The organism is Lysinibacillus sphaericus (genome assembly GCF_006864135.1).
Taxonomy (GTDB): Bacteria; Bacillota; Bacilli; order Bacillales_A; family Planococcaceae; genus Lysinibacillus.
In genome coordinates, this window is sequence record NZ_SADV01000005.1 from 1 (window position 1) to 24,036 (window position 24,036).

Here is a 24,036-nt window from a genome sequence, read left to right on the forward strand (position 1 = left end):
CTTTTTTCTCATTATAAACAAAAGTACCCTATAGGATAGACTTTTTTCAAAGTGTCTATCTTATAGGGTACAGTTTACAACTTAAAGGAGCAGCTTTTGTATTTATATGTTCTTTTGTAATTCTTTCACTCTAGAACAACCCTACCGCATGTCCTTCATTATCAACATTCATACGCAAAGCAGCTGGTGCTTTTGGTAAACCTGGCATTGTCATAATATCCCCAGTTAAGCATACAAGGAAGCCTGCACCAAGTTTTGGAATGACTTCGCGAATAGTGATTGTAAAGCCTTCTGGACGTCCTAAAAGACTTGGTTGGTCTGATAATGAATATTGCGTTTTCGCCATACAAATCGGTAAAGAATCCCAACCGAATTTTTCAATTTGGGCAATTTGTTTTTTCGCTTGGTCGGTAAATTGCACATCTTTCCCACCATAAACTTTTTGCACAATTGTACGTACTTTTTCCTCAATAGATTCTGTTACATCATATAAAGGTGAGAAATTGTTTTCTTCATCAAGAACAGCTAGTACTTGTTCAGCTAAACCTAGACCACCTTTTCCGCCTTCCTCCCAGACATTTGTACGCGCGATACGAACATGATTTTCTTGACACCAATTCAGGACTGCTTCTAACTCAGCCTCTGTGTCCGTAATAAAACGATTTAAAGCGATAATCGGCTCAACGCCAAATGTACGAATCGTCTCAACGTGCTTGGCTAAATTTTCAATTCCTTGTAAAAGTGCCTCTACATTTTCGCCAACTAGTTCCGTTTTCGCTACACCGCCATGCATTTTTAATGCACGAATTGTAGCTACGATTACAACTGCACTTGGCTTAAAGCCCCCTTTACGCGCTTTAATATTCATAAATTTTTCAGCACCTAAATCTGAACCAAAGCCCGCTTCAGTCACAACGATATCTGCAAGCTTACGAGCTGTTTGTGTCGCCATAATCGAGTTACAGCCGTGTGCGATGTTGGCAAATGGTCCACCGTGAATAATGGCAGGTGTCCCTTCAAGCGTTTGCACTAAGTTTGGTTTGAAGGCATCTTTTAATAACAATGTTAAGGCCCCTTCTACTTGAAGATCACGCACGAATACAGGCTCACGATCAAATGTATAACCGATGACGATACTTGATAAACGTTCCCGTAAATCTTCAATACTTGTAGCTAAACAGAAAACTGCCATAATTTCTGATGCAACAGTAATGTCAAAGCCATCCTCACGTGGCATCCCTTGAACAGGACCACCTAGACCAACAACAACTTTACGAAGGGCGCGATCATTTAAATCCATTACACGCTTCCAGATTATACGGCGAGGATCAATGTTTAAAGCATTTCCTTGATGGATATGATTATCAATAAAGGCTGATAATGCATTATTCGCAGTAGTTATCGCATGAAGGTCACCAGTGAAATGCAAGTTAATATCTTCCATCGGCACCACCTGTGCATATCCACCACCTGTTGCTCCACCTTTTACACCCATTACAGGGCCAAGTGATGGCTCACGTAAAGCAACAACAACATTTTTATTTAATTGGTGAAGTGCATCAGCAAGCCCAACCGTTACAGTTGATTTCCCTTCACCCGCTGGAGTTGGACTAATAGCTGTTACCAATACAACCTTTGCCTCCTCACCATGTGCTGTAATTTTTAATGGATCAATTTTTGCTTTGTAGCGACCATACTGTTCAAGTGAATCCTCTGGAATACCTGCTGCTTTCGCTATTTCAGTAATAGGTTGCATAACCGCTTGATTAGCGATTTCTAGATCTGTCAAAGGTTGTTTTTTCGTTGTCATTTGGCATCCTACTTTCTATGTCGGTCAATTATGCCTCGGCATAATTGCGTCCGGAATCGGCTTTGTGCTTAGGCCTGCACGAGGGCCGACACGATGTCGGTCATTTCGGTAATGCCACAGGACATTTGCAGGTCAGTTAGCCTTTATCGCATGGATACGATGATTTTAGGCTAACATCCTCTAAGACTTCCTTTCCGATTCTGTGACATCCGCCGGAGGTCTTAACTCCTTTCAGCAGGAATTTACTGAAAGAAGTTAATTCCATTATAGACTTTATTGTGAATAAAATCATAGTAAGTTATTCAAGTATTTCGACAATCGATTGACAACATTGCACAATTCATGTATGTTCTAAATGAAAATGCATTTTTTCACATTTTCACAATTTATGTCACGACTTAATTGATTTTATTCTACATTCAAGCGCATGGGAGGCGAATGCTTATGCAACAGGGAATCGTAAAGTGGTTCAATAATGAAAAAGGTTATGGCTTTATTGAATGTGATGATGGAGAAGATGTATTTGTACATTTTACGGGAATCCAAGAGGAAGGCTTCCGTACACTTGAAGAAGGTCAAAAGGTATCATTTGAAGTGGTCGAAGGCAATCGAGGGCCACAGGCGTCAAATGTTGTGAAAGTATAAACTCAAAGGAGCTGTTCGATGGATGAACGGCTCCTTTTTTCAAATGCTGAAATTAGCGCTGCTTTATAACATTATAACTTCAGCGATTGATCCAATAAAAAGCTCCGGGAAAAACTAGCGTTTCCTTCGTTCTATTAGTATCCATAAGTGTAACCCCAAACGCCGCTTCATTTAAATGACCTAGTGTCATAGCCGCTGCAGCCACTTCGTCATAAAAATCCAGTCGAATATTTGGTAGATGTAAGGAGATAAACTGCTCTTGTTGGTCAGGCTCTGGTAGTTGTAATACTTCCTTCCATAAATTCACTGTTGCTTGCACATCTTCCACATAAAATTGGACAGATTCCATCGATATTGTTTGATTCGTATCAATGGCTCCATTTGCTTTTAATTGTGCCACACGTTCCTCATCTGTATCAGTCCACTCAATCAAAAATGGAAAATCAATTGCCTGCTCTGGCTTCCCAAAATGCAATAGCTTCCATTCTACTACAGAGCCATCTGGTCTTGTACGACTACAAGCATCAGGCCCATATACTTCAAATCCAAGTGCACGTAAACGTTGTGCCTCTTCTTCAATATTTTTTGTACGTAATGCAATTCTTGAAAAACCATAGCGCTCGTTAGCACGTTTAAACGTATAATGTAGGGAATAAGGTAATTTCACTGCATTTTCAAATAAATTACGATCATAAATCGCTATTTGCTCAATATAGTTTAATCCAAAATAGCTTAACGTATTGTATGTCCCCCACATTGTATGTTGACCACCGTTAACTGTATGGATATTACGTTTATTTAAAAAAACCTTTGTATTTTCTGGTGATTGAACTTGATGAACTAGATGGTCAAAATATAAAGTCATGACTGAACCCCCTTTTTTTCTCTATTATATACTTTACCTGTTAGTTTTGTTGGTTTAGAATAAAATTTAGAATATTATAATTATTAGAAGTTGCTATATTTCAATGCTAGTAGTTCATTAAAAAGATTTTTTATTTTCGTAAATCAATGAAGAGGTGATTAGAATGACAAACAAAGTAGCTGCTTTTAAACTAGCATTAGGTAATTATCCAACAGGTGTTACCGTTGTCACTGCTTGTAATGACGTAGGTGAACCTATTGGCTTAACTGTCAATTCCTTTGCGTCAGTTTCCATAGACCCACTCCTTATTTTATGGTCGCTCGATAAAAAATCACAGCTACATCCATATTTTACAGCGACTCAAAAGTTTGCTGTCAATATTTTAGCGAGCAATCAAGAACACTTATGTACGCTATTTTCAAGTAAAATCCCAGATCGTTTCGCCCAGGCTAAATGGTCAATCTCTGCTTTAGGTCTACCGGTTTTACATGATACTGCGGCCATTTTACAATGCAAAACATCTCAGCAAATCGATGCTGGAGATCATACGATATTTATCGGGCAGGTCCTAGAAATTGAAAATCCACAGAAGGAACCCTTACTATATCATCGCAGGCATATTGGTGAAATCCCAAATAGTTTTTATGAATAGGCTATTGCAAGAAATTTATACGCAAAAAACAGGATGACTCGTCGTGATCACCCTGTTTTTTTTGACGTATTTTTCCGCTCTTTATCGAAATAATAAGTTTGATTGATGAAACAATAATTGATGAGGTGAAGTACAAATGTTAAAAAAATCCCTTTACATGATACCTATTATTTTTTTATTTTCGGCTTATGAATGGGTAACTGCAAATTTTCACACCCCCCTTCCTTCATTTGAAGAAAAATTCGCTGAAGGTGGATATATATCCGTGGAAAAGTCCGTTAAGAAATTTGAATATCATTGTAAGTGCAAGGTAAAGTTACCTCAATTTATGCCACCGATTTCCTTCACACATCAATTTGGGAAATTTTACGAAGATAAAAAATATAACGTGAATGATGCATTGAGTATTATGTTTGTTAATAAAGAAATAAAAGAAAATATTTATAAAATTGAGATTCGATCAATAGAGAATAAAATAAACTTCAAAGACAAATTGAACTTTAAAGGTAAAGAATATACTCTTCAAGATGATACAAAAGCAATTTATTTTGAAGACCAACTATTTAACTTTTTTGTCTTCGAAAAACACAATTTGCAATATTTACTAGGTATTTATAAAGAGGTAACTAACACTGATACACCTCATACATTAGTTAAAATAGCTAATTCTTTAAAATAACCTATGCTGTTGCTATGGATAGTAAGCTCAACAGTTCCTAAACATAAAATGGCCAACCTAAACAATGGAAATATCCTCCATACTGTTTATTTTTTCTGCGGAAATCTTTGCTTTTCAAGTCTGTTAATTTGCACAATGACACCATCTTGAATCGTAATGTGTATTTCTCCAAATTCCAAATTTTGAATTGCCTTTGCAATTGCCTCTAGTTTATTGTCATCTACCTTTGCCTGTTGAGTCATCCGATACACCCCTTCTTTTAACATTTTTTAAGGCCAAAACATCAATCATAGCCGACTTATCCTAAATAACTCTTGACCTACTATATTATTATCAAAGCTTCTTTTTAGGCCAAGTTGTAGGTATTTCGTTTCTTTGAAATAATTCTATAATTCTGAAAACCTGTTGTCAATATAAATATTATAAATCTTATTTGTTTACTAAGGAATAAAAAATCAATAAGCACCAGCATCGTCCTCATGGACAAAAAACATCAAAACAAAAACTGTGCAGATTTATTTACCTCTACACAGTTTTTTCATTAATTATTTTGTAGGCAATCCATTAGTGCTTTCGCTGTCTTTTGCTTGCCCATAACCTTCATCGGTTCGCCTTGAGCCGGTACTATCCAGTGTGGCTCATCTCCACCATATAAAGATTGTGAGCTATTCGCTACCATAAACTGAGCGTTGGCGGATTCCATCCGTAGACGTGCACGGGATAGTAAAAATTCCTCGTCATCTGTTGCCTCGAGTTTAAAGCCTACTAAAGTTACTTTAGGCTGCCACCCTTTTATTTGACCTAATACTTTAGGTGCCTTTTTAAAGTGAATGATAGGTGGCTCATCAGATGGCATTTTACCTGCTTCCTCCATTAAATTCCCAGATTGGTCATACACTTTGTCAATGAGCCAATCAGAACCTGCAGCTGCCATAATAACGATATCCACTTGTTCTTCCTGAACAGCATGTCGAACTTTCTCGCCCAAATCTTCAATACCTTCAAATCGAATGGTACGCATTTTATCTTTGTTCGCTGGAAGCTGTGCAAAATAACCGTGCATATACAATACGTTTGCCCCAGCCTTTAGTGCCGCTTCAGCTAAATAACAGCCCATCGACCCTTTCGATAAATTCGTATGCCCTCGCACACGATCCCATTTTTCAAGTGTTCCCCCACTTGTAATGAGTACGGTCTTACCTCGTAATGTCCCCATACACTCACCTTTTTCTAGAAAATATACAATTACTATTTTATCGTAATGCTATGTTATGCTTCAATGTTGTTTTTATAAGATTGGCGTTAAATTAATACTATTTCATATTTTGCTCTTTTAACCAGGAACTTAATATCTCAGCAAATTTCTTGGTCACTGGTGAAGCATGATGTTTCATCGCAATTCCAATTGTGCGATAGCCACCTTGTTTTAAAGGTATAGCTTTTATCGTAGCAGGTAAGTTATACGTCACTAATTTCGGTAAAATACTAATTCCAAGCTGGTGAGCAATCATTGAAATGATCCCTACCTCTTCCGATAGTTCAAAACGAATATTTGGCTTCACGTGATATTGCTCTAACAGCACTTTTACATCATTTGTCCCTTTATATGAAGTCATGATAAATGGCATGTTTTCTAGTTCAACAATATCAATTTCGGCTTTATTATAAAGTGGACTTTTATCGGAGACAATACACAGCAATGGATCCTGCTGAAGTTCGGTAAACTGATACTGCTTAGACTTTTGACCATTTAAAAATCCCACATCAACCTCTCCACTCAATAGCCATTGTTCAATTTCATAATAATCTCCCTCACGCAATTCGACTTGTATACCAGGAAATTGATTGTCCATAATACGAACAATTTCCGGCATCCAGTTTGAAGAAATACTTGAAATTACTCCAATTCTTACTTTTCCTCGAGTAACGCCAAGTATGTGTGCGGCTTCTTGCTGTAATAGTTCTTGTGCATCGAGCACATGTCTCATTGCCCTCAGCATTGTATTACCTTCACTCGTTAACGTGACACCTGCTCGACTTCTGTGAATGAGTGCAAAGCCGAACTCCTTTTCTAAGCTTGAAACAGCATGACTTACAGCAGATTGGGTTAATCCCAATGCATCTGCTGCTTTTGTAAAGCTAGATACCTCAGCCACTTTATTCAAAATCTCATATTTGACTAAACTCATCGCCTTGTCCTCTATATACATGAATTTTTTTAATACCAACCATTATAAACATTCGTTTTACTAATCACAACACAAGATTTATAGTAAATTTTAGAATAAAAACTGTTTTAGTACACAGATTGTAGGTGAGCATAATGAGTATCCAAGGAAAAGCAAATTTATTAATGGTTATTGTGACAATGTTTTGGGGCTTATCTTATACTTTTATGGTAATGGGGCTTGAAACATTGGCTGTTTATAATGTGGTGGCATTGCGTTGTATCATCGCATTTTTCGTAGCTGGTATTATCTTTTATAAACGCATGATTAAAGTCGATGTTAAAACACTAAAATATGCAGCTATACAAGGGTTTCTATTATTCATTGTGTTCGTTCTAAGCTTATTCGGACTAGCAACAACATCGGTATCAAATGCTGGTTTTATTTTAAGTCTAACAGTTATCTTAGTACCTATTTTCAGCAGTTTTATTGACAAGAAATTACCTTCAAGAGCAGTTAGCTTTGCAATTATTTGCACAATGATTGGGATTACAATTTTAACGGCACATGGCTCATTTACCTTTCAAAAAGGAGATATTCTAGTAGCCATTGCTGCACTATGTTATTCGTTTTACTTACTATTAAACAGCTCATTTACACGGAGCGTTGAATCAATTTCTTATGGCATTTACCAGCTCGGTTTTGCTGGACTGTATGCACTTGTATTAACATTTATTTTCGAAACACCAACACTTCCAAATACAACGACTTCTTGGATTGCTATTATAGGACTTGGTGTCATTTGTAGTGCATTTTGCTTCGTAGGTCAAACTGTTGCACAACAGTTTACTTCTGCTACACATACAGGACTAATATTTTCCTTAGAGCCAATTTTCGCAGCGATGTTTGCCATGCTGCTTATTGGTGAAGGAATAACAGTAAAAATAGTAATAGGTGGTAGCTTTATTCTAATTGGTAATCTTGTTGCCCAATTAGAGCATCTCCATGCTTTACGCTTTATTAAAAAACATGAACATGAAAAAGCTATAAATTAATTCAGAGTGGTGCATGTGCACTCACTCTGTTTTTTAATTTATATTTAGCTCTAGCATTTAAACTCTCCTTGTTAAATGTGAATCAAGACAAATAGCAATTATCATCATAGTATACATTATGTCGTCATAGGTTCAGCTGAATGCTCAGCAAATAATACGATGACACCCTGTTCAACGAGATGAGCATAGTAAGCTGTTTGACCTTCCGTAAGATCAAATCGCTTAAATCCTTCTTTTACAGCCGATTCACCGGTAAACCAAGACTTAATTTGATCAACCCAATTCCCTACCTCATATGTTTTAACATTAGCATCCCATTTTACACCCTTAAATTTACTTGGATCCTTTGCAATAACGTAAATATCCTCTATTTGGCATGCTTCTAAACGTATACTTTCTAAAATATGGAGCATTTCTTCCCTTGTATGGGCCACTTCAATTTGTGGGCTTTGCTCATTTATCATGCTCAATTCCTCCTAATTTGTATGGCTTACTAAGTATCTTACCTTCCTATTCAAAAAATAAATCCATTTTACCCATTCTTTTAACGAACTTTAATATTTGTAATATCTCTGTGATCCATGTTCACCTTTTGAAACAATGGTCTAATACTTTTATGAAACATTAAAAAATAGGCAATGGAAGTACATTAAAGTCCCCTTTGCCTATCATTTACTTGGTTTTCAATGCTCAAGGAATGCCTTCAACATCCATGTATGCTTTTCTAAGGACTGATACATAGCATTTAGTATATCCTCTGTTCGATCGTCTCCTTCTTCTGCCGCAAGCTCCATCGTTGAATTCAAAGCCTTCATAAGTTTTTGGAAATCTGCAATGATTGTTGCTACCATTTCCTCTGTCGTCTCATTTCCTGCCGCTTCCTCTATAAAGGATAGCTCAAGATGTTCTTTTAACGTAGCAACTGGTTTTCCATCTTTCGAAAGAATACGTTCTGCAATTTCATCTAGATTTAACGTTGTTTCATTATATAATTCTTCAAATTTTGCATGTAGTGTAAAGAAAGCTTTCCCCGTCACATACCAATGATAATTGTGCAATTTCGTATAAAGTACAGACCATGTAGCGACAAGTTTATTTAATTGTTTGTTTAAGTTTTGTGACATTATTTCTCCTCCAATGTGCCAGTTATTCTAGTCATTAGTATGCGTTGTAAAGTATGCTAGCTATACACACATTTTTCTCATTGAAAAAATTCTAAGGTCATCTGTAGATAAAAAATACAAAACCAAAACATTTTTCGCTACATAGCCTGTCCTAAAAAACAGATGGATACCATCAAATGGACGTTTAAACATCACAACAAACCGAATAAGAGCTTGTCATTTACAATTAGACTACTTTAGTTCCTTACGAATTTCGTTTATCTTTGTCACTGGAAGCTTTGAAACTTCAGCAGTCCTCTCATCGTCACACCCGTTTCAATCAAACCACTGATTATTTGTTTAATGGTTTGTTCGATTCCTTGCTCAATTCCTTCCTGCCTTTCTAATTCCAAATCTCCAGCAAATATCGGCGGTAAATCTTTTTTATTTAGATGCAAAATATCTTCCTCCCTTTCTGCTCAGACATAGATTTTGGTAGCTTTAATAAATAATCAATGAAGGAAAGAAGCTTACGTATCTCTTTGCGTTCAACTTTACTTAATAACGAAACTTCTCTTAATAATGCTCTTTTGTAAGCACTACGATAGCTCGTTTCGTTTTTTGTTTGATTTAAATAAATTGATGCTAGTAAAGCTTTACTTAACAGCTTCGTTGATTTTTTTTAATTCAAAATCTGACACGACAAACTTGTTAAATGTATAAGATATTTTTCATGATACTGATTCGTGCTTTTGGTACTCGTGTCTGTAAAAATTGCACTTGCCACAATCTTCTTACCATAACGATCACTAATGTCGATAAAAATACTCAAACATCCGCTTCGCAAAGTGCTCTTCATCTACCGCTTGAATCTCTGTATGGACAAGAATCCATTGCTCACTCCCACTCTTTAAATGAACTTTCGCAATTTGATCAGCTACGTTAACAATGCTCAATAATTTCTTTGAAAAGCTCTTGCTGTAAAAACTCAACTTACTATCAATTATGCCTCGGCATAATTGCGTCCGGAGGCTTTAACTTCTTTCAGGGGTGTTTGGACACCTACTGAAAGAAGTTGAAAAATCCACTTCTTCATGTAATTCTGGCAAAAAGAACAACAAAAAATCTTCAAACAAATACGCAATTAACTTCTTCCATAGATTATTTTGATTCACTTGACTAAGCTTATACACATCTGATTTCTCCTAAACTAGCTGCATAATAACTACATCCCCCCTTACCTTAAATACATTACAGCTATTACGAACATACATTTTTAAGAACATTAAAACTATTCTCTATAATTATTTCACTTTCCGAAATAGTTTCGCTATAATGGAATCACTTACTAAAAAGGGGTGTTAATTCATGAAGGTATTACCATTACGAAAAGATGTACCAGTAGAACAAACATGGGATTTAACAGATTTACTTAAAAATGACGCGGATTTTGAACGTGTTTTAGCGCAGCTTGTGGAAAATGCAATAAATTTCGAAAGCACGTATCAAGGTACAATTACGGATGCTCAAAAAGTAATTGATGTTTTAAAAGCTTATGAAGCACTATATGAAAGCATAGTTCCTATTGGTACTTATGCAAGTTTAAATAATCGAGCTGACCATACAGATAACGAAGCTCAAATGCGTGCTGCAAAATATGGTACGGCAGTCGGAAAAATTAGTAGTACAATTTCTTTTGTACGCAGTGAATTACTAGCACTAGATGAGTCTATTTTAGAGGAAGCTGCTACATTAAGCCCTAATTATAAAGTCTATTTAGAGGAATTATTAAAACAAAAGCCGCATCAGCTACATCCAGAGGTAGAAAAAGCACTAGCTGCATTTAGCTCTACTTTTAAAGCACCATATGAAACGTATAATACGACAAAGCTTGTAGATATGCATTTTGGAGAGTTTGATGCCAATGGCGAAAAACATCCACTTAGTTTTGTATTATACGAGAATGATTGGGAGTTTGACGCTGATACAAATGTTCGCCGTGCAGCTTTCCAAGCATTTTCGAATAAGTTGCGCGATTATCAGCACACAACTGCAAAAATTTATAACACACACATTCAACAGGAAAAAACGATGGCTGATTTACGAGGTTTTGATTCTGTCATTGACTATTTATTATTTGATCAAGATGTTGATCGTACGCTTTATAATCGTCAAATAGATCTGATTACGAAAGAGCTTGCTCCACATATGCGCCGTTACGCAAAGCTTATTCAACAAGCAAACGGCATTGAAAAAATGACATTTGCCGATCTAAAGATTGCCCTTGACCCAGACTATGATCCGAAATTAACAATGGCTGAAGCAAAAGAATATGTTGAAAAAGCATTAGATGTTATGGGTGAAGGTTATAAAGAGATGCTCGAAAAGGCCTTTAACGAACGATGGATTGATTATGCACCTAACAAAGGAAAATCGACTGGGGCATTCTGTTCAAGTCCATATGGTAGTCATCCGTATATTTTAATGTCTTGGAATGAACGTATGAATGAGGTATTCACTTTAATTCATGAGCTTGGGCACGCAGGTCATTTTGTGAATGCACATACCCATCAATCCTATTTTAACTGTCGTCCGTCGTTATACTTTATCGAGGCACCATCAACAATGAATGAAATGCTGCTAGCTAATTATTTATTAACCCATAACGACGATCTTCGCTTCAAACGTTGGGTAATTTCAAATATTGTGTCCAAAACGTATTATCATAACTTCGTCACACACTTACTAGAGGCAGCTTATCAACGAAAAGTATATGAATTAATTGATGCTGGAGAAGCTGTGAATGCTACTGTTTTAAATCACTTAAAACGCACCGTATTAGAAAATTTCTGGGGTGACACCGTCGATATTACGGAGGGAGCAGAGCTTACTTGGATGCGTCAACCACACTATTATATGGGCCTATATCCATACACATATAGCGCTGGCTTAACAATTTCCACACAAGTATCTAAGCGTATCTTAAAAGAAGGTAAGACGGCTGTAGATGAATGGTTAGCAGTCCTTCAAGCTGGAGGTACGAAATCACCTGTAGAGCTAGCTCAAATGGCGGGTGTCGATGTTACAACAGATCAGCCGCTTCGAGATACGATTGCTTATATTGGTCACCTTATTGATGAGCTCGAAAGATTAACGATAGAAATGGAAGCTGTCAAAGGCTAAACAAAGCAAGAACCATCTATGCTATTTTTAAAGCGTAGATGGTTTTTTTAGTTCTAAGCAGGAAAATACATACATATACTAGAATCAGGCCGTCCCTCTATGTTTTTTGATATTTCTAAATAGACAATCATTTTTCTTCATACAAATGTACCGTTATTATTAATTGTATGCAATTTATTTAGCAAAATTCTACTAACAATTTTCAAAGGAAGTGTTTCTAATTATGGTAAAACGTAATGATCCATGCCCATGCGGTAGCGGCAAAAAATATAAAAAATGTTGTGAAGGTAAACAACAGGTTACCGTAGAAGCTGTAGCAATCGAAGAATTAGAGCGTGTACTACAAACATTTTACTTAGAATATCCAGAACGTAAAGATGTTCGCGCCTATATAGAGCATGTAGGTACATGGCAGCCTAAATTAGAGAGCGTACTACAAAGAGAGCTGATCGAGGCGATCGCGTTAGACGACTTCTTCTTCCATCAAGAACCATCAATTTGGAAAGGTTACTTAAAGAAAACAAAGAAAAAAACGGTAAGACCTTCTACGGTAAAAGTGTTAGAAGGCTGGTCACAACCTCGTCTATTTATTGGTTCCGTGTCAGATGTAGAAGAAAAATATTTCAAGGCTACACATGTGTTAACAAATGAAGAGATTCATATTCGTCGTGAAAATGACAAACCAATCCCTGAAGGTATGCATGTCTTTGCATTCATCTTACCAGATGGTACAAAAAAATCAGAGCATTATTTAGCTGTATCAACACTTATCTTCTTCCCAGAAGATCATGCTAAAGTATTTGAGCAATTTAAGAAAACTTTTGATGCTTCTGAGAAGAAGGCTGGAGCATTCCTAAAAGAAGAGCATTTATCCTTCTGGGAATTACTTGTGTCAAACGGTTATAAAGGCGAGGAGTTCACGAATTTTGAGAGCAATGTAATCACACAGGTTAAAGATTTCCTTGAGCAAAATGAGCGTGAAACAGCTCCTTTGTTAGAGCTTTTAGAGGATTATTTAATTGAAGGACAACCATCTGCGCGCAAAGAGGCTGCTATTGCTGCCGGCGCAATTCGATATGGTCAAGAAAAAGAGCTATTCGAGCCGTTATCACTGACTGTAAAAGAAATTGCGGCGACGTTCGATATTTCAGCTTCCTCTCTCACAAAATACTACCAAGACTTAAGTAGCTATGCTGCAACTAAATAATGCTTAAAATAGCGCCACACATTCTAAGGAGTTTTAGAGTGTGTGGCGCATTTTAGTTACCATAGAAAAAAGCTACTTTTATTATCGGCAATGAGCCAACAACAAAGTAGCTTTCTCTATGGTAACCAACCAATACTATTATTTCCGAACATATTGTTATTTATGCATCGAAATTAGTAAATATGATTATTTATTGAGCAAAAATGAAATAAGCTTTATTTTATTTAAACATAGTCTGTTTAGTTCCTATGATTACTTTGCCATAGTTGTAAGACATTTCTGTACTGGTTTAAAAACATTATTTACTATACACCTTCAAGAGCTCTTCTCCAAGAAATTGTAGTCGCTCTCCTACGGTGCACCCCTCTATACAGAAGCGGTGAGCTCCAGGTTTACCACGATCTTTTCGTAATTGCTTTATCACTAAGCAATCTGCACAATACGTATCATGTAGTTCATTAATATCTTTCATAACCGTCACTTTATCCAAATTGAACTCTCGCTCCTTTCACGTCCAAATTTCGCTTCCTACTATTATGAAGTGAACATTTTGAACAAGCAACTATTTTGTTTATCCATTTAACATCTTTCTGCAAATCTCTTTTGTATCGACAGGCACAGATGCTTTTTGTAACGTAAGTGAAACGGCAGTTACAAATGTCTTTTGTACCGAAAGCATAGCGACAGGTACAGATTTTTACCATCTCTTTAGGTAGTGAGATAAAAGCGGATTTGAGCTACTTTCTTTTCAGCAGGTGTCTAAACCTCGCTGAAAGACGTTAAAGCCTCCGGCGGATGCCACGGAATTATGCCAAGGCATAGTCGATCATCTACTTAGATATTGTGAAAAAGCACTATTGATGTACAATTAATGTATAATCTAAATCAAAAAGTAGGGATTTTATGTTAGAAGTATATATTGATGCTGCTAGTGCAGGAAATCCTGGCCACAGTGGTATTGGGATATTTATTAAAGGAGAAGGCCATCATATACAAATCAGTGAGTATATAGGGCAAACCAATAACCATATTGCCGAGTTTACTGCCTTAGTACGCGGTCTTGAGGAAGCACGAAAGCTTGGTTCAAATCTAGTCTCAGTACGCTCCGATTCAAAAATTGTTGTAGCCTCTATGGAAAAAGAATATGTGAAAAATGAGGAATTTAAACCTTATCTTGAGCAGGCACTTACACTTGCAAATAGCTTCGATTTATTTTTCATCAAATGGGTTTCAGATACGCAAAATAAAGCAGCAGATGCACTTGCACGTAAAGCGATTCAAAAAGAAAAAAATTAAACTACGGGGACTGTCCCTTGCCTTATCAAGAGTCGGTCTCTCCCTTCACTTCATTCAGATACTTAATATCCCCCAATATTTCATTTTTATCATTTTTCATATATAAACAAAATATATGCCATGCTCATAATTAATCGCATAGGGATCGCCAAGTCCTCATCCAATTAACTTACATACATGGCATATATACATAAATATCACCCCTAATTTTTGATGATGAGCCATAAATCAATATATTTTCCAATTATTATTAGTATAATTTGTCTCTTTAATGTTATTTTATTGACATACCATTGTAATATTACAATGGTAATATCATATATATATTAAGCTTTTAAAGTTTTTAGGAGGATATATATTATGAAAAAGAATAAAAAGTATAGATGGGGATTGAAATTAGCTACATTGGCTTTAAGTTCATCTGTACTTTTTTCAACAATTGACACAGCATCAGCAGCAACTTATACAGTAAAATCTGGTGATTCTTTATGGAAGATTGCCAATCAGTACGGTGTTACTTATCAAACATTGATGAAATGGAATAACTTATCTTCTACGACAATTCGCGTTGGACAAAAGTTAAACCTCAATACTCAACTCACATCAGCAACAATATCAACACCTACACCTAAGCCAACAGCTGCACCTAAACCAACAGTTACAGTTACACCTAAACTAACAACTAACCTAGTGCAAGTTGCTAAAAAACAATTGGGCGTAAAATATACATTTGGTGGAAGTAAGCCGAGTACAGGTTTTGATTGCTCAGGCTACGTCACTTATGTATATAATAATGCTGGTATTTCGACAGCTCGTAAGTCTGCAGCAGGTTTTTACAGTTCAGCTAAAAAAGTAAGTTCACCTCAAGTAGGTGATTTAGTATTCTTCGCTAATACATATAAAGCTGGTATTTCTCATGTAGGCATTTATATTGGAAATAGTCAAATGATTAGTGCAAGTGACGGTGGTGTTTCTGTTGCTAACATAAATAGCTCTTATTGGAAAACACACTTTGCTGGATATGGTCGTATATAGTGAATAAAAAACAGTTGGGATGCCCCAACTGTTTTTTATTTATACATGTGCTACTTTTTTCGATTTTATTTTTGCTAACCGTATTAAATAAATGATAAAGACTACAACTAGCGAGCCTGCTCCAGTTAGATATACAGAAGAATAGCCTACTTGCACGGCCACCATTCCTAAAATATAAGAGCCAAGCGCAATACCAATGTCAAACATCGTAAAGAACGTTGCTGTTGCATAACCACTGCGTGTATGTGATGTAGACTGTATAGCTAATGCTTGTAAGCTTGTAGTTACTGCCCCATAGCCAAATCCAATAAAAATGGCTGCCAATAAAAATAATGCTGGTCCTGAGACAAATGCGAGCATAACAAGACCGATAGCAAAGAGTATAATACCAGGTATAATAACGAACTGCGGCCCTTTCGTATCATAAAGTTTACCTGTATATGGACGTGTAATAAGCATTGCTGCTGCAAAAACTGCATAAAATAGACTCGCTACAGCCATTAAATCTTTTTGCTGAGCGTAGACTGATAAAAACGATAAAACACTCGAATATGAAAAAGCTACTAAACTAGCAATCGCCGCAACTGGAAGTGCACGACATTCAAATAAATCATCAAATTTAAATGTCAATTTACCCTGATGTTCTGGCTTAGATAAATCATCCGTATTTATCGTTACAGCTAGGATGCCCCCTGCTAATATACAAATACTCATCACAATAAATAGTACATTGAAGCTACTATATTGAATAAGCAGCAAACCGATAAATGGTCCAATAACTACTGCTAAGTTAGTAGACATTGCGAAATACCCTAGCCCTGCACCTTTTCGATTGGCTGGCACTATATCTGCGGCTAAAGAGCCAGCTGCTGTTGTAATAACACTAAAGAATATCCCTTGAATAAAACGTAATCCTAGTAAAAGTCCAAAAGGATGAATAAATAAATATAAAACTGTACATAAAAAATAGCCTATTATTGATATAACTAAAAGCTTTTTCTTCCCAAAAACATCTAATAATTTACCCGAAAAAGGACGAACTATAATGGCTGATAATAAAAATCCTGATATTAACAATCCCGCTTCCTTGTCTGTCTGATGCAACTCACCAATCGCATATAACGGCAAAGTCGTTACCAATCCATAAAAAACAAAAAATACCGAGATATTTGTTAAAAAGAGACTAATAAACCGTTTCGTCCATATTTTTGTATTTCCCTCTTGCTGCACGTCTATCAACCTTTCATTTTTTCCAATAAAATTATAAATTGCTGTTGTTCCTCAACAGTCAATGCCCCTACCATTTCTTCCTCAAAAGCTAAGATGGTTTCAGTGATAGCAGTCAAATGTTCCTCTGCATATGGTGATAAAGTAACGATTTTTTCACGTTTATCTTCACCATCCATTCTAAGCACCCAACCTAAAGCCTCAAGTCGAGTAATTGCTCTAGTTATACTCGGTGCTTCAACATTTAAATACTTCCAAATTTGTGTTAATGTCATTGGCCCATGATTATGTAAGCAATATAAAATAGCCCATTGTGAGCTATACAAGTTGTGCTGTTTCAGTACTTCATTTAAACAATTCGTTAAATAACGACTTGTTTGGAATAAAGCATGAAAAATAGGATTCATGTTAGCGACCTCCTTATTTATTTACCTAGCTAAATAAATACTATACGCTTCATTTTTTTCGCTGTAAAGTGTTTGAAGTTTTGATGGCGTATAACCACAGCGACTTACGTATTTGTTCATCAGTGATTAGCTTGCATTTTATCAGCGATTTTCTCCGACGCACTACTATCAGAAGGGAATTTTTTGAAAGTGTCGAATTAAGCTAATAGATTACAAATAAAAGGAGATGGAAGCATGGAGAAAAAGGTATTAATACTTGCAGGAGACGCAGTTGAAGCTTTAGAAATTTTTTATCCTTATTACCGTTGTCTTGAGGCTGGCTATGATGTAACGATTGCAGCACCATCCGTAAAAAAATTACAGACTGTATTGCACGATTTTGTCGATGGTGTCGATACATACATCGAGCGTACAGCATATGGCATAGAAGCACACGCATCCTTTGCAGAAGTTGATCCAGCACAATTTGACGGACTCATCATTCCTGGTGGACGAGCGCCAGAATACATTCGTTTAAATGAACATGTTCCGGCACTAGTGAGCCATTTCTTTGAAAAAAATAAACCAATCGCTGCTGTATGTCACGCAGCTCAAATATTCGGGACCATTCCAGAAATATTGAAAGGACGTGGACTAACAGCCTATATTGCCTGCAAGCCCGAAGTTCAAGTAGCAGGTGCAACGTATATCGATTCTAATCTTCATACAGACGATAATTTAATTAGTGGTCATGCATGGCCAGATTTACCCGGCTTAATGCGAGAATTTATTCAAAAGCTAGAAAGCTAACAGAATGAGGATGCCTAAAAACAGGCATCCTCTTATTTTATGGAGTGGTTTCTTGGAATTCAATTTTTACTACTTTCTTTGTATTGGTTTCATATTTGATTCGAACATGTACACCGAATTCCTTGTCACTTTGTTTTAGCAAAAGTTTAAATTTTTCAATAGTGGCATTCTCAACAATCTCGCTTCCCTCATACAAATAATCGAGGATTTTTGCTTGAGGGTATTTTACATGTGTCTCTTTTATCGCTACTTTTCCCCATTGAGCATGGGCTGGAATTCCCTGTTGTGCATAAGTAATCGTTGGAGTGATGAATACAGTAAACAATACAAGAAAAATGCCAAGTTTCACACAAAATTTTCGCAAGTTCATCAACCTTTCCTATTTCTTTGGTATAAAGTAGCCAAAACAGCAAAAAATAAGTGCTCCTTAAGTATTCTCAACCTTAAGGAGCAGTTTTCATTATCTTTTACTGGATTGTTTTGGTTGTTGAGGATTGTTATGAATTACTTGATTAAATTCTGCTGAATATTCTTCACGATCATTTCTTTTATGTGTATCTTCTTTCTTTTTCTTTTTGAAGCTCGTTTTATTTTTCTTTGCCATTATTTTAGCCTCCAATTTCGGTTATTTATTTTTGTTGGACTGCTGATTTTTCTTATGGTTCGTTTTATTATCTTTATTTTTGGCTTTCGCATCAAATTCTGCAGCGAATTCTTCATTGAGATTGTCATTCGGGTTATTGTTATTACTATTTGATTTATCGAGGTCTATTTTTTTGTAGGTATCAAAAGGATTATGCGTTCTCACATTCATTGTTTTATTGTTGTTTCTGTTGTTTCTATTGGTGTTTCTATTGGCCACGGATATTCACCTCCTACATGTAATGTGCTCAGGATAAAAGGTTTTATGCTTTGGGGATAACTGCTGGCATTACTAAAAGGTTTCCAGTCCAATCAATTTCGCCTTAGCATAATTGCATCCGGATGTTGAATTGTGCCCGCACAATTCCTTCCTTTCAAATTCGTGACATCCGCCGGAGGCTTTGGGCCAACAGATGTTTTTTACGGGAAAGCGTAGCGTTAGCGGCATGATATTGGTCACTCAGTCGTGTGTTGTTGTTGCTGTCGCTTTCGCACAGATAAGATATGGCGTCTTTATTTCAGTAGGTGTTTGGAAAAAGGAACCACATCTGTATTCTTTCAGCTCTTCTTTCCGTCGCTTTGATTTTAATCCGTCTTATAGGTAGAACTTTGAATAAAAATAAAAAAATGTACATCACTAACTTTAATTAGTAATGCACATTGTATTTAGACAATCGTATATTCAGTTATATTTAATAATGCACCAACTGCACCTGAAAAACCGTGGTCATTAATAAAGACTGGTGTATGCTTTTTCGTACGTGTGTAATTGGCAATAACACGTGTAAGATGATCATTATTACTTAAAGTTGAACCAATATAAACGATATGTTGAGCATTTTTTTCTTCAGCATATTGAATACTAAGTGTGGTAATAACCTCACCTACTAGTCCTTGTACAGTTGCAATAATATCTTCTGTTGGATGTTTGATAGATTCCGTAATACCAACTTTCCCAAAATTACTAGCTGTCAGTTGTCCATCAATAGGTGTGTCCATCCCTTGATAAATATCCTTTACTAGTAAATCAATTTCTTCTCGATTACCCTTAGAGGCCAGTTCTCTTATTTCATTATAATCCGTGATGCCAGTTGTAAGCGCTGACAATCCAATCAATGTTCCACCACCAACGCCTGTACCACCAACACGAACATGCGTATTATCTTCCATATAATGAATTGAAGTACCAGTACCAATATTAGTAATCATACTTCTCTCGAAGAAGTAGCCCTCTTTATGCAATAAAAATCGAACGCCCTTCAATGTGGCTTCAAACTCTACTATATAATGAATCGATTTCATTGTTTTGATGACATCCAGTAATTGTTCTGTACGCCCTCCCGTAACACCAATATCCTCAATATCTGGATGATTAATAATCCAATTTTGCACTGCTAGCAAATCATTTGACGGGAAAGTTATTAAAACGAGCTCATTATGCTCATCTAAATAAGCAACTTTTGTCAATGTTCCGCCTGCATCAATACCTATAGCCTTTGGCATACCATTCTCCTTTGACTTTACGTACAATCTCTATTTCAGATGGTGAGATATATACTTAGATTTTGCTTGTATTCAAGAGGCGATTAGAAGCCAGTTGAATAACGTTCATGCCTCCACAAATGTCACGGATTTTGCAAGGAGTTATTGTGCCAAAATCCGATGTATTGTATTTCAGTACCGACAGCAAATCAACTGCTACAATTACTCGAAAAGTGAAGTTGTATCTCAGTCCTTCCTAAACTTTAACGCTGTTGAAATAAATGTGCAATAACTTAGCAAACTTTCATGAAAAAAAGACGAAAAATATCAATTTTTTTCTATTAATCACACGATTTTCGTCGCATTTTTATAACTTTAACATTATTCTACTATAAAAACACAAAAGAACTGAAAATGCAATGACACTCGATGCATTATCGATTTTAGCAAAGTTGAGCGCTAATTCCTGAAAGTGTTCCGATAAAAGGAAAAATGTCATTTTGTTAAAACGTATGTCATATGAACTAGTTGATGGCGACTCCTAGGGGGATTAGCTGATATCCTCCAACAATCACTAGTTCGCTTCTCGAAATCAATTTTGCCATTGCCGTGCCTACCTATAAAAATTGCAATCTCGTTATTCGTTATTTATCCCCACTTTGTCTTAATCTATACCATTTGAAAATAGTTGATTATAAATTGAACAATCTGTTTTATCTTTCATCACTTTTGCGATACGATATACTATAGATGTGTTACTATTTGAACGGAGGAATACAAGTGAAAGATCAAAAAAAACTTTATAAAGAAGCGATGCAAGTTTTAAAGGAAACTAGTCGCACTTTTTATATACCGATTACTTTTTTAAAAAATGATTTAAAATTGTCTGTGGCAGCCGCGTATTTAGCAATGCGTGCTATAGATGAAATTGAGGATCATGAAAACCTTTCTAATGACGTAAAATTCGATTTACTTAATGCAACAAGTGAGTTATTAAAGGAATCATTTAATGCTGAGGCCTATGAAGCATTATTAGCGCCATATGTAGATCAGCTACCTGAAGTATCTCTTCGTTTAGCAGATTGGCTAACGTTTTGTCCTGAAGGCTCACGTAAAATTGTCCAAGCTTCAACAAGTGAAATGGCGTTTGGGATGGCAAAATGGGCAAAAGCAAACTGGCAGGTGCATACGCGAGAGGATTTAGATGATTATACATACTACGTTGCAGGGCTAGTTGGGACAATGCTGTCCGAGCTTTGGGCGTGGGGTGCTGACATTCAAACGGATCGCGATTTAGCAATTGGCTATGGCCGCGGTCTCCAAGCAGTCAATATTTTACGCAATCAGCATGAGGATATGGACGAGCGCGGAGTAAGTTTCGTTCCTGATGGCTGGACTCGTGAAGATTTATTTGCATATGCGGAGGAAAATCTCGCGAAAGCGGATCTTTATATGAAAGATATTAATAAACGTACTGTATTATTATTCTGTCGTCTACCACTTGCATTAGCCCATAAAACATTGAAGGCAATGCAAGAAGGTCGTGAAAAAATGTCACGAGCAGAAGTAGAACAAACAGTCGAAGAGGTACAGGTTGACTAAAACTTTCACCATAAAACAGCCTCAGTATGAGAAACTCTCGTACTGGGGCTGTTTTAGTTATACGGACTGAACTAGATTAACAATCATTTCATAACTAAAAAAGACTGAAAGCATCGTTAACAACATAAATACTACCTTTTCAGCTTTACTACCCGTTTTTATAGTAATAGGTAGACGTACTGAAATGGATACTGGGAAGAACAGCTTAACACCCTTCTTAGTTCCCATATCAAGGAAAACATGACTTGCCATCCCTAATAAAATACCTAGTGAAATGGATTCGTAAGGTATAAATGTATGTAGTAACATCCCTACTAGAAATAAAAAAAGCAAACTATGTGTAAATGAACGATGTCCAAACAACGTATTGACAATCTTTGAAATGACGGGAAACTTCCTCCCGATTTTGCTGCCCCCATGGCAAATATCTGGAAGTAATGCACCGATAACGCCCGCTCCTACTAAAACAAGTGGATTATCATTAGAAATTTGTGCAAAAGCAAGGCTTGCAGTGATGCCCCCGATAATATGTGTATTCCCTTGCATTATTTACTTCTGCTCCTTATATCTCTATATTTTTACCCTTCTTAATTTAACACACTCCAGCGCAAAAGGGAACATATATTCCGAACGTATAATCCCTTTTTTTGTTAGCGAAATTAACTTTCATATTAAATTCAGAAACATTTCAGGTTCTTATTGTATATATAGGATATTTAGAGATAAAAATGAATATTGGAGGTTATTTATGAAATCTATCAAAGGAATTTTGTTTATCATACTAATAATGAGTAGTAGTGCTTTACTGTGGTCTTTCGCTACACCTATAGAACCTATCCAGTCAGTTAACAGGCTCAGCCACATCATTGGAGGTATGGCCATTACAGGCTTCTTTCTTGTTTTTTTGTTAGCAACAAGAATGAAAATTTTTGAGCGTTGGTTCCATGGTCTAGAAAATGTTTATTTTTATCATAAATCTTTAGCCATTCTTTCACTAGTATTAGTGGTTATTCATGGTCAATTACAAGGTTTAGTCCCCCACTGGGATAAAGTACCAAGAACTTCACTCAGCGAATTTGCGAAAGAACTAGGATCACTTGGGCAATATGGTTTCATAGCGTTAATTGTCATTGCGCTTTTTGCTAAATTTCTAAAATATGAGCACTGGCGCATCTTTCATCGGTTAATGCTTATCCCTTATACATTTGGAATTTATCATGCCTATTTTTCAAGCAGATACGATTTATTGCAGCCTACACCTTTAGGAATTTTTACAGCGATAACTACAACTATTGGATTTATGTCCGCATTATATATGTTGACAATGTATCAGGATATGTTTTTCAAATATACAGGCAACATTACAGGAATCAAGAAAATGAGCTCCAATGTTATTGAACTGGAGCTAACTCTTGAAAGAAACCTCCCCTTTCGTCATGGACAATTTATTTTTATCAAAATTATGCAAGATGGCATAGAAAAGGCGCCTCATCCCTTTTCAATTTCAGGTGGCGATGAAAAAAAATTATTTGTCACTATAAAGGCGGTTGGTGATTTCACAAAAAAAGTATATAATTCAGTTCAACTGAATACACCCATCACACTTGATGGTCCTTATGGTCATTTAAACTTTGAAAATGGAACACAACAACAAATTTGGATAGCTGGCGGTATAGGGATTACTCCATTTTTAGCTTATTTGCAATCACAACCATTGGATCGTAATATTGAGTTATTTTACACTTATCATGGTCAAAACAATGCTATCTATAAAGATTTTTTACAGGAGTATGCAATAACTAATCAACAATTCAAAGTGAACTTTATTGATACTACCCAAATGGACAGGCTTTCATTTGAAAATTTTTCAGTACCCCCACAAACAAGTATTTTTATGTGTGGCCCCGAAAAAATGCTAAAACATTTTGCCAAGCAATTGAAATCCCACAATAAAGATATAAACGTTGACTTCGAGGCATTTAAATTTAAGTAATAATTATCGATTTATGCCCCGGCATCATTGCGTCCGAAATCCGCGGAGGCTTTAGGTCAACACATGTTTTTTTGCGCGAAAGCGTAGCGCAGCTGTTTGGACATCCGCTGAAAGAAGTTAATCAATTTCGAGCAATTTACTTGGAATTTCAAAAAGTATATCGTATAGTAAAATCTCATCAAAAATAAAGGAGATC

At 36.2% G+C, this 24,036-nt stretch carries 27 protein-coding genes; 11 read left to right on the forward strand and 16 right to left on the reverse strand.

Annotation, left to right across the window (positions count from 1 at the left end; all coding sequences use genetic code 11):
• Positions 1-130: 130 nt before the first annotated feature.
• Positions 131-1,810, reverse strand: a complete 1,680-nt coding sequence (locus tag C7Y47_RS07570) for a formate--tetrahydrofolate ligase (RefSeq protein WP_142508223.1) — start codon at positions 1,808-1,810, stop codon at positions 131-133.
• Between the two features lie 444 nt (positions 1,811-2,254).
• Here C7Y47_RS07570 and C7Y47_RS07575 point away from each other — a divergent pair, with 444 nt between their 5' ends.
• On the forward strand, positions 2,255-2,455 hold the full coding sequence (locus tag C7Y47_RS07575; RefSeq protein ID WP_132358884.1) for a cold-shock protein: 201 nt from the start codon (positions 2,255-2,257) through the stop codon (positions 2,453-2,455).
• Between the two features lie 79 nt (positions 2,456-2,534).
• Here the strand turns inward: C7Y47_RS07575 and C7Y47_RS07580 are convergent, their stop codons facing one another.
• On the reverse strand, positions 2,535-3,320 hold the full coding sequence (locus C7Y47_RS07580; RefSeq protein ID WP_142508224.1) for a VOC family protein: 786 nt from the start codon (positions 3,318-3,320) through the stop codon (positions 2,535-2,537).
• Between the two features lie 163 nt (positions 3,321-3,483).
• Here C7Y47_RS07580 and C7Y47_RS07585 point away from each other — a divergent pair, with 163 nt between their 5' ends.
• Both C7Y47_RS07585 and C7Y47_RS07590 read left to right on the forward strand, forming a co-directional pair.
• On the forward strand, positions 3,484-3,972 hold the full coding sequence (locus C7Y47_RS07585) for a flavin reductase family protein (RefSeq protein ID WP_142508225.1): 489 nt from the start codon (positions 3,484-3,486) through the stop codon (positions 3,970-3,972).
• A gap of 136 nt (positions 3,973-4,108) precedes the next feature.
• Entirely contained in the window at positions 4,109-4,651 is a 543-nt protein-coding gene (locus tag C7Y47_RS07590) for a carbon monoxide dehydrogenase (RefSeq protein ID WP_142508226.1), read from the forward strand.
• 86 nt (positions 4,652-4,737) lie between these two features.
• On the opposite strand, the gene C7Y47_RS07595 is transcribed toward C7Y47_RS07590, so the two are convergent.
• The 3 genes from C7Y47_RS07595 to C7Y47_RS07605 form a co-directional block, all read right to left on the reverse strand.
• Complete coding sequence (locus tag C7Y47_RS07595; protein WP_142508227.1) at positions 4,738-4,893, reverse strand: YezD family protein; 156 nt, start codon at positions 4,891-4,893, stop codon at positions 4,738-4,740.
• Positions 4,894-5,192: 299 nt separating this feature from the next.
• Complete coding sequence (locus C7Y47_RS07600) at positions 5,193-5,867, reverse strand: phosphopantothenoylcysteine decarboxylase domain-containing protein (RefSeq protein WP_142508228.1); 675 nt, start codon at positions 5,865-5,867, stop codon at positions 5,193-5,195.
• A 97-nt stretch (positions 5,868-5,964) separates the two neighbouring features.
• Entirely contained in the window at positions 5,965-6,840 is an 876-nt protein-coding gene (locus C7Y47_RS07605; protein WP_142508229.1) for a LysR family transcriptional regulator, read from the reverse strand.
• 134 nt (positions 6,841-6,974) lie between these two features.
• On the opposite strand from C7Y47_RS07605, the gene C7Y47_RS07610 reads away from it, so the two are divergent.
• Positions 6,975-7,874, forward strand: coding sequence for a DMT family transporter (locus C7Y47_RS07610; protein WP_142508230.1), 900 nt, complete (start codon positions 6,975-6,977; stop codon positions 7,872-7,874).
• A 116-nt stretch (positions 7,875-7,990) separates the two neighbouring features.
• Here the strand turns inward: C7Y47_RS07610 and C7Y47_RS07615 are convergent, their stop codons facing one another.
• The 3 genes from C7Y47_RS07615 to C7Y47_RS24875 form a co-directional block, all read right to left on the reverse strand.
• On the reverse strand, positions 7,991-8,338 hold the full coding sequence (locus C7Y47_RS07615) for a general stress protein (RefSeq protein ID WP_142508231.1): 348 nt from the start codon (positions 8,336-8,338) through the stop codon (positions 7,991-7,993).
• Positions 8,339-8,557: 219 nt separating this feature from the next.
• Positions 8,558-8,998 (reverse strand): Dps family protein, encoded by a 441-nt coding sequence (locus C7Y47_RS07620; RefSeq protein ID WP_142508232.1) that lies wholly within the window; start codon positions 8,996-8,998, stop codon positions 8,558-8,560.
• Between the two features lie 266 nt (positions 8,999-9,264).
• On the reverse strand, positions 9,265-9,435 hold the full coding sequence (locus C7Y47_RS24875; protein WP_185903430.1) for a hypothetical protein: 171 nt from the start codon (positions 9,433-9,435) through the stop codon (positions 9,265-9,267).
• Positions 9,436-10,345: 910 nt separating this feature from the next.
• On the opposite strand from C7Y47_RS24875, the gene pepF reads away from it, so the two are divergent.
• Complete coding sequence (gene pepF / locus C7Y47_RS07625; RefSeq protein ID WP_142508233.1) at positions 10,346-12,160, forward strand: oligoendopeptidase F; 1,815 nt, start codon at positions 10,346-10,348, stop codon at positions 12,158-12,160.
• Between the two features lie 223 nt (positions 12,161-12,383).
• Positions 12,384-13,367: an SEC-C domain-containing protein gene (locus C7Y47_RS07630; RefSeq protein WP_142508234.1), complete on the forward strand. Its 984-nt coding sequence runs from the start codon at positions 12,384-12,386 to the stop codon at positions 13,365-13,367.
• 298 nt (positions 13,368-13,665) lie between these two features.
• On the opposite strand, the gene C7Y47_RS07635 is transcribed toward C7Y47_RS07630, so the two are convergent.
• Positions 13,666-13,857 carry a zinc-finger domain-containing protein gene (locus C7Y47_RS07635; RefSeq protein ID WP_142508235.1) on the reverse strand — a complete coding sequence of 64 codons (192 nt, stop codon included), beginning with the start codon at positions 13,855-13,857 and terminating at the stop codon, positions 13,666-13,668.
• Between the two features lie 413 nt (positions 13,858-14,270).
• On the opposite strand from C7Y47_RS07635, the gene C7Y47_RS07640 reads away from it, so the two are divergent.
• Positions 14,271-14,663 carry a ribonuclease HI family protein gene (locus tag C7Y47_RS07640; protein ID WP_142508236.1) on the forward strand — a complete coding sequence of 131 codons (393 nt, stop codon included), beginning with the start codon at positions 14,271-14,273 and terminating at the stop codon, positions 14,661-14,663.
• A 360-nt stretch (positions 14,664-15,023) separates the two neighbouring features.
• Entirely contained in the window at positions 15,024-15,698 is a 675-nt protein-coding gene (locus C7Y47_RS07645) for a C40 family peptidase (RefSeq protein ID WP_142508237.1), read from the forward strand.
• A gap of 39 nt (positions 15,699-15,737) precedes the next feature.
• On the opposite strand, the gene C7Y47_RS07650 is transcribed toward C7Y47_RS07645, so the two are convergent.
• Both C7Y47_RS07650 and C7Y47_RS07655 read right to left on the reverse strand, forming a co-directional pair.
• Entirely contained in the window at positions 15,738-16,934 is a 1,197-nt protein-coding gene (locus C7Y47_RS07650; protein WP_142508471.1) for an MFS transporter, read from the reverse strand.
• Entirely contained in the window at positions 16,934-17,332 is a 399-nt protein-coding gene (locus C7Y47_RS07655; protein ID WP_142508238.1) for a MarR family winged helix-turn-helix transcriptional regulator, read from the reverse strand. Before C7Y47_RS07655 ends, C7Y47_RS07650 begins: the two co-directional genes overlap by 1 nt.
• Before the next feature lie 234 nt (positions 17,333-17,566).
• Between C7Y47_RS07655 and C7Y47_RS07660 the strand changes: the two genes are divergently transcribed.
• Positions 17,567-18,121, forward strand: coding sequence for a DJ-1/PfpI family protein (locus C7Y47_RS07660; RefSeq protein ID WP_142508239.1), 555 nt, complete (start codon positions 17,567-17,569; stop codon positions 18,119-18,121).
• 37 nt (positions 18,122-18,158) lie between these two features.
• Here C7Y47_RS07660 and C7Y47_RS07665 read toward each other — a convergent pair whose 3' ends face one another.
• From C7Y47_RS07665 to coaW, 4 genes are all read right to left on the reverse strand, one after another.
• The gene (locus C7Y47_RS07665) at positions 18,159-18,470 is read right to left on the reverse strand and encodes a DUF3889 domain-containing protein (RefSeq protein WP_366151261.1); all 312 of its coding nucleotides are present in this window, start codon (positions 18,468-18,470) and stop codon (positions 18,159-18,161) included.
• A 111-nt stretch (positions 18,471-18,581) separates the two neighbouring features.
• A complete protein-coding gene (locus C7Y47_RS24880) occupies positions 18,582-18,725 on the reverse strand; it encodes a hypothetical protein (protein ID WP_185903432.1) in 144 nt (47 codons plus the stop codon).
• Positions 18,726-18,746: 21 nt separating this feature from the next.
• Complete coding sequence (locus C7Y47_RS07670) at positions 18,747-18,935, reverse strand: hypothetical protein (protein ID WP_049667178.1); 189 nt, start codon at positions 18,933-18,935, stop codon at positions 18,747-18,749.
• Between the two features lie 494 nt (positions 18,936-19,429).
• Entirely contained in the window at positions 19,430-20,266 is an 837-nt protein-coding gene (gene coaW / locus C7Y47_RS07675; RefSeq protein ID WP_142508241.1) for a type II pantothenate kinase, read from the reverse strand.
• 759 nt (positions 20,267-21,025) lie between these two features.
• Here coaW and C7Y47_RS07680 point away from each other — a divergent pair.
• Entirely contained in the window at positions 21,026-21,847 is an 822-nt protein-coding gene (locus tag C7Y47_RS07680; protein WP_142508242.1) for a squalene/phytoene synthase family protein, read from the forward strand.
• A 57-nt stretch (positions 21,848-21,904) separates the two neighbouring features.
• On the opposite strand, the gene C7Y47_RS07685 is transcribed toward C7Y47_RS07680, so the two are convergent.
• On the reverse strand, positions 21,905-22,393 hold the full coding sequence (locus C7Y47_RS07685; RefSeq protein WP_142508243.1) for a metal-dependent hydrolase: 489 nt from the start codon (positions 22,391-22,393) through the stop codon (positions 21,905-21,907).
• Between the two features lie 202 nt (positions 22,394-22,595).
• On the opposite strand from C7Y47_RS07685, the gene C7Y47_RS07690 reads away from it, so the two are divergent.
• Entirely contained in the window at positions 22,596-23,840 is a 1,245-nt protein-coding gene (locus C7Y47_RS07690; protein WP_142508244.1) for a ferredoxin reductase family protein, read from the forward strand.
• The last annotated feature ends 196 nt before the right edge of the window (positions 23,841-24,036 follow it).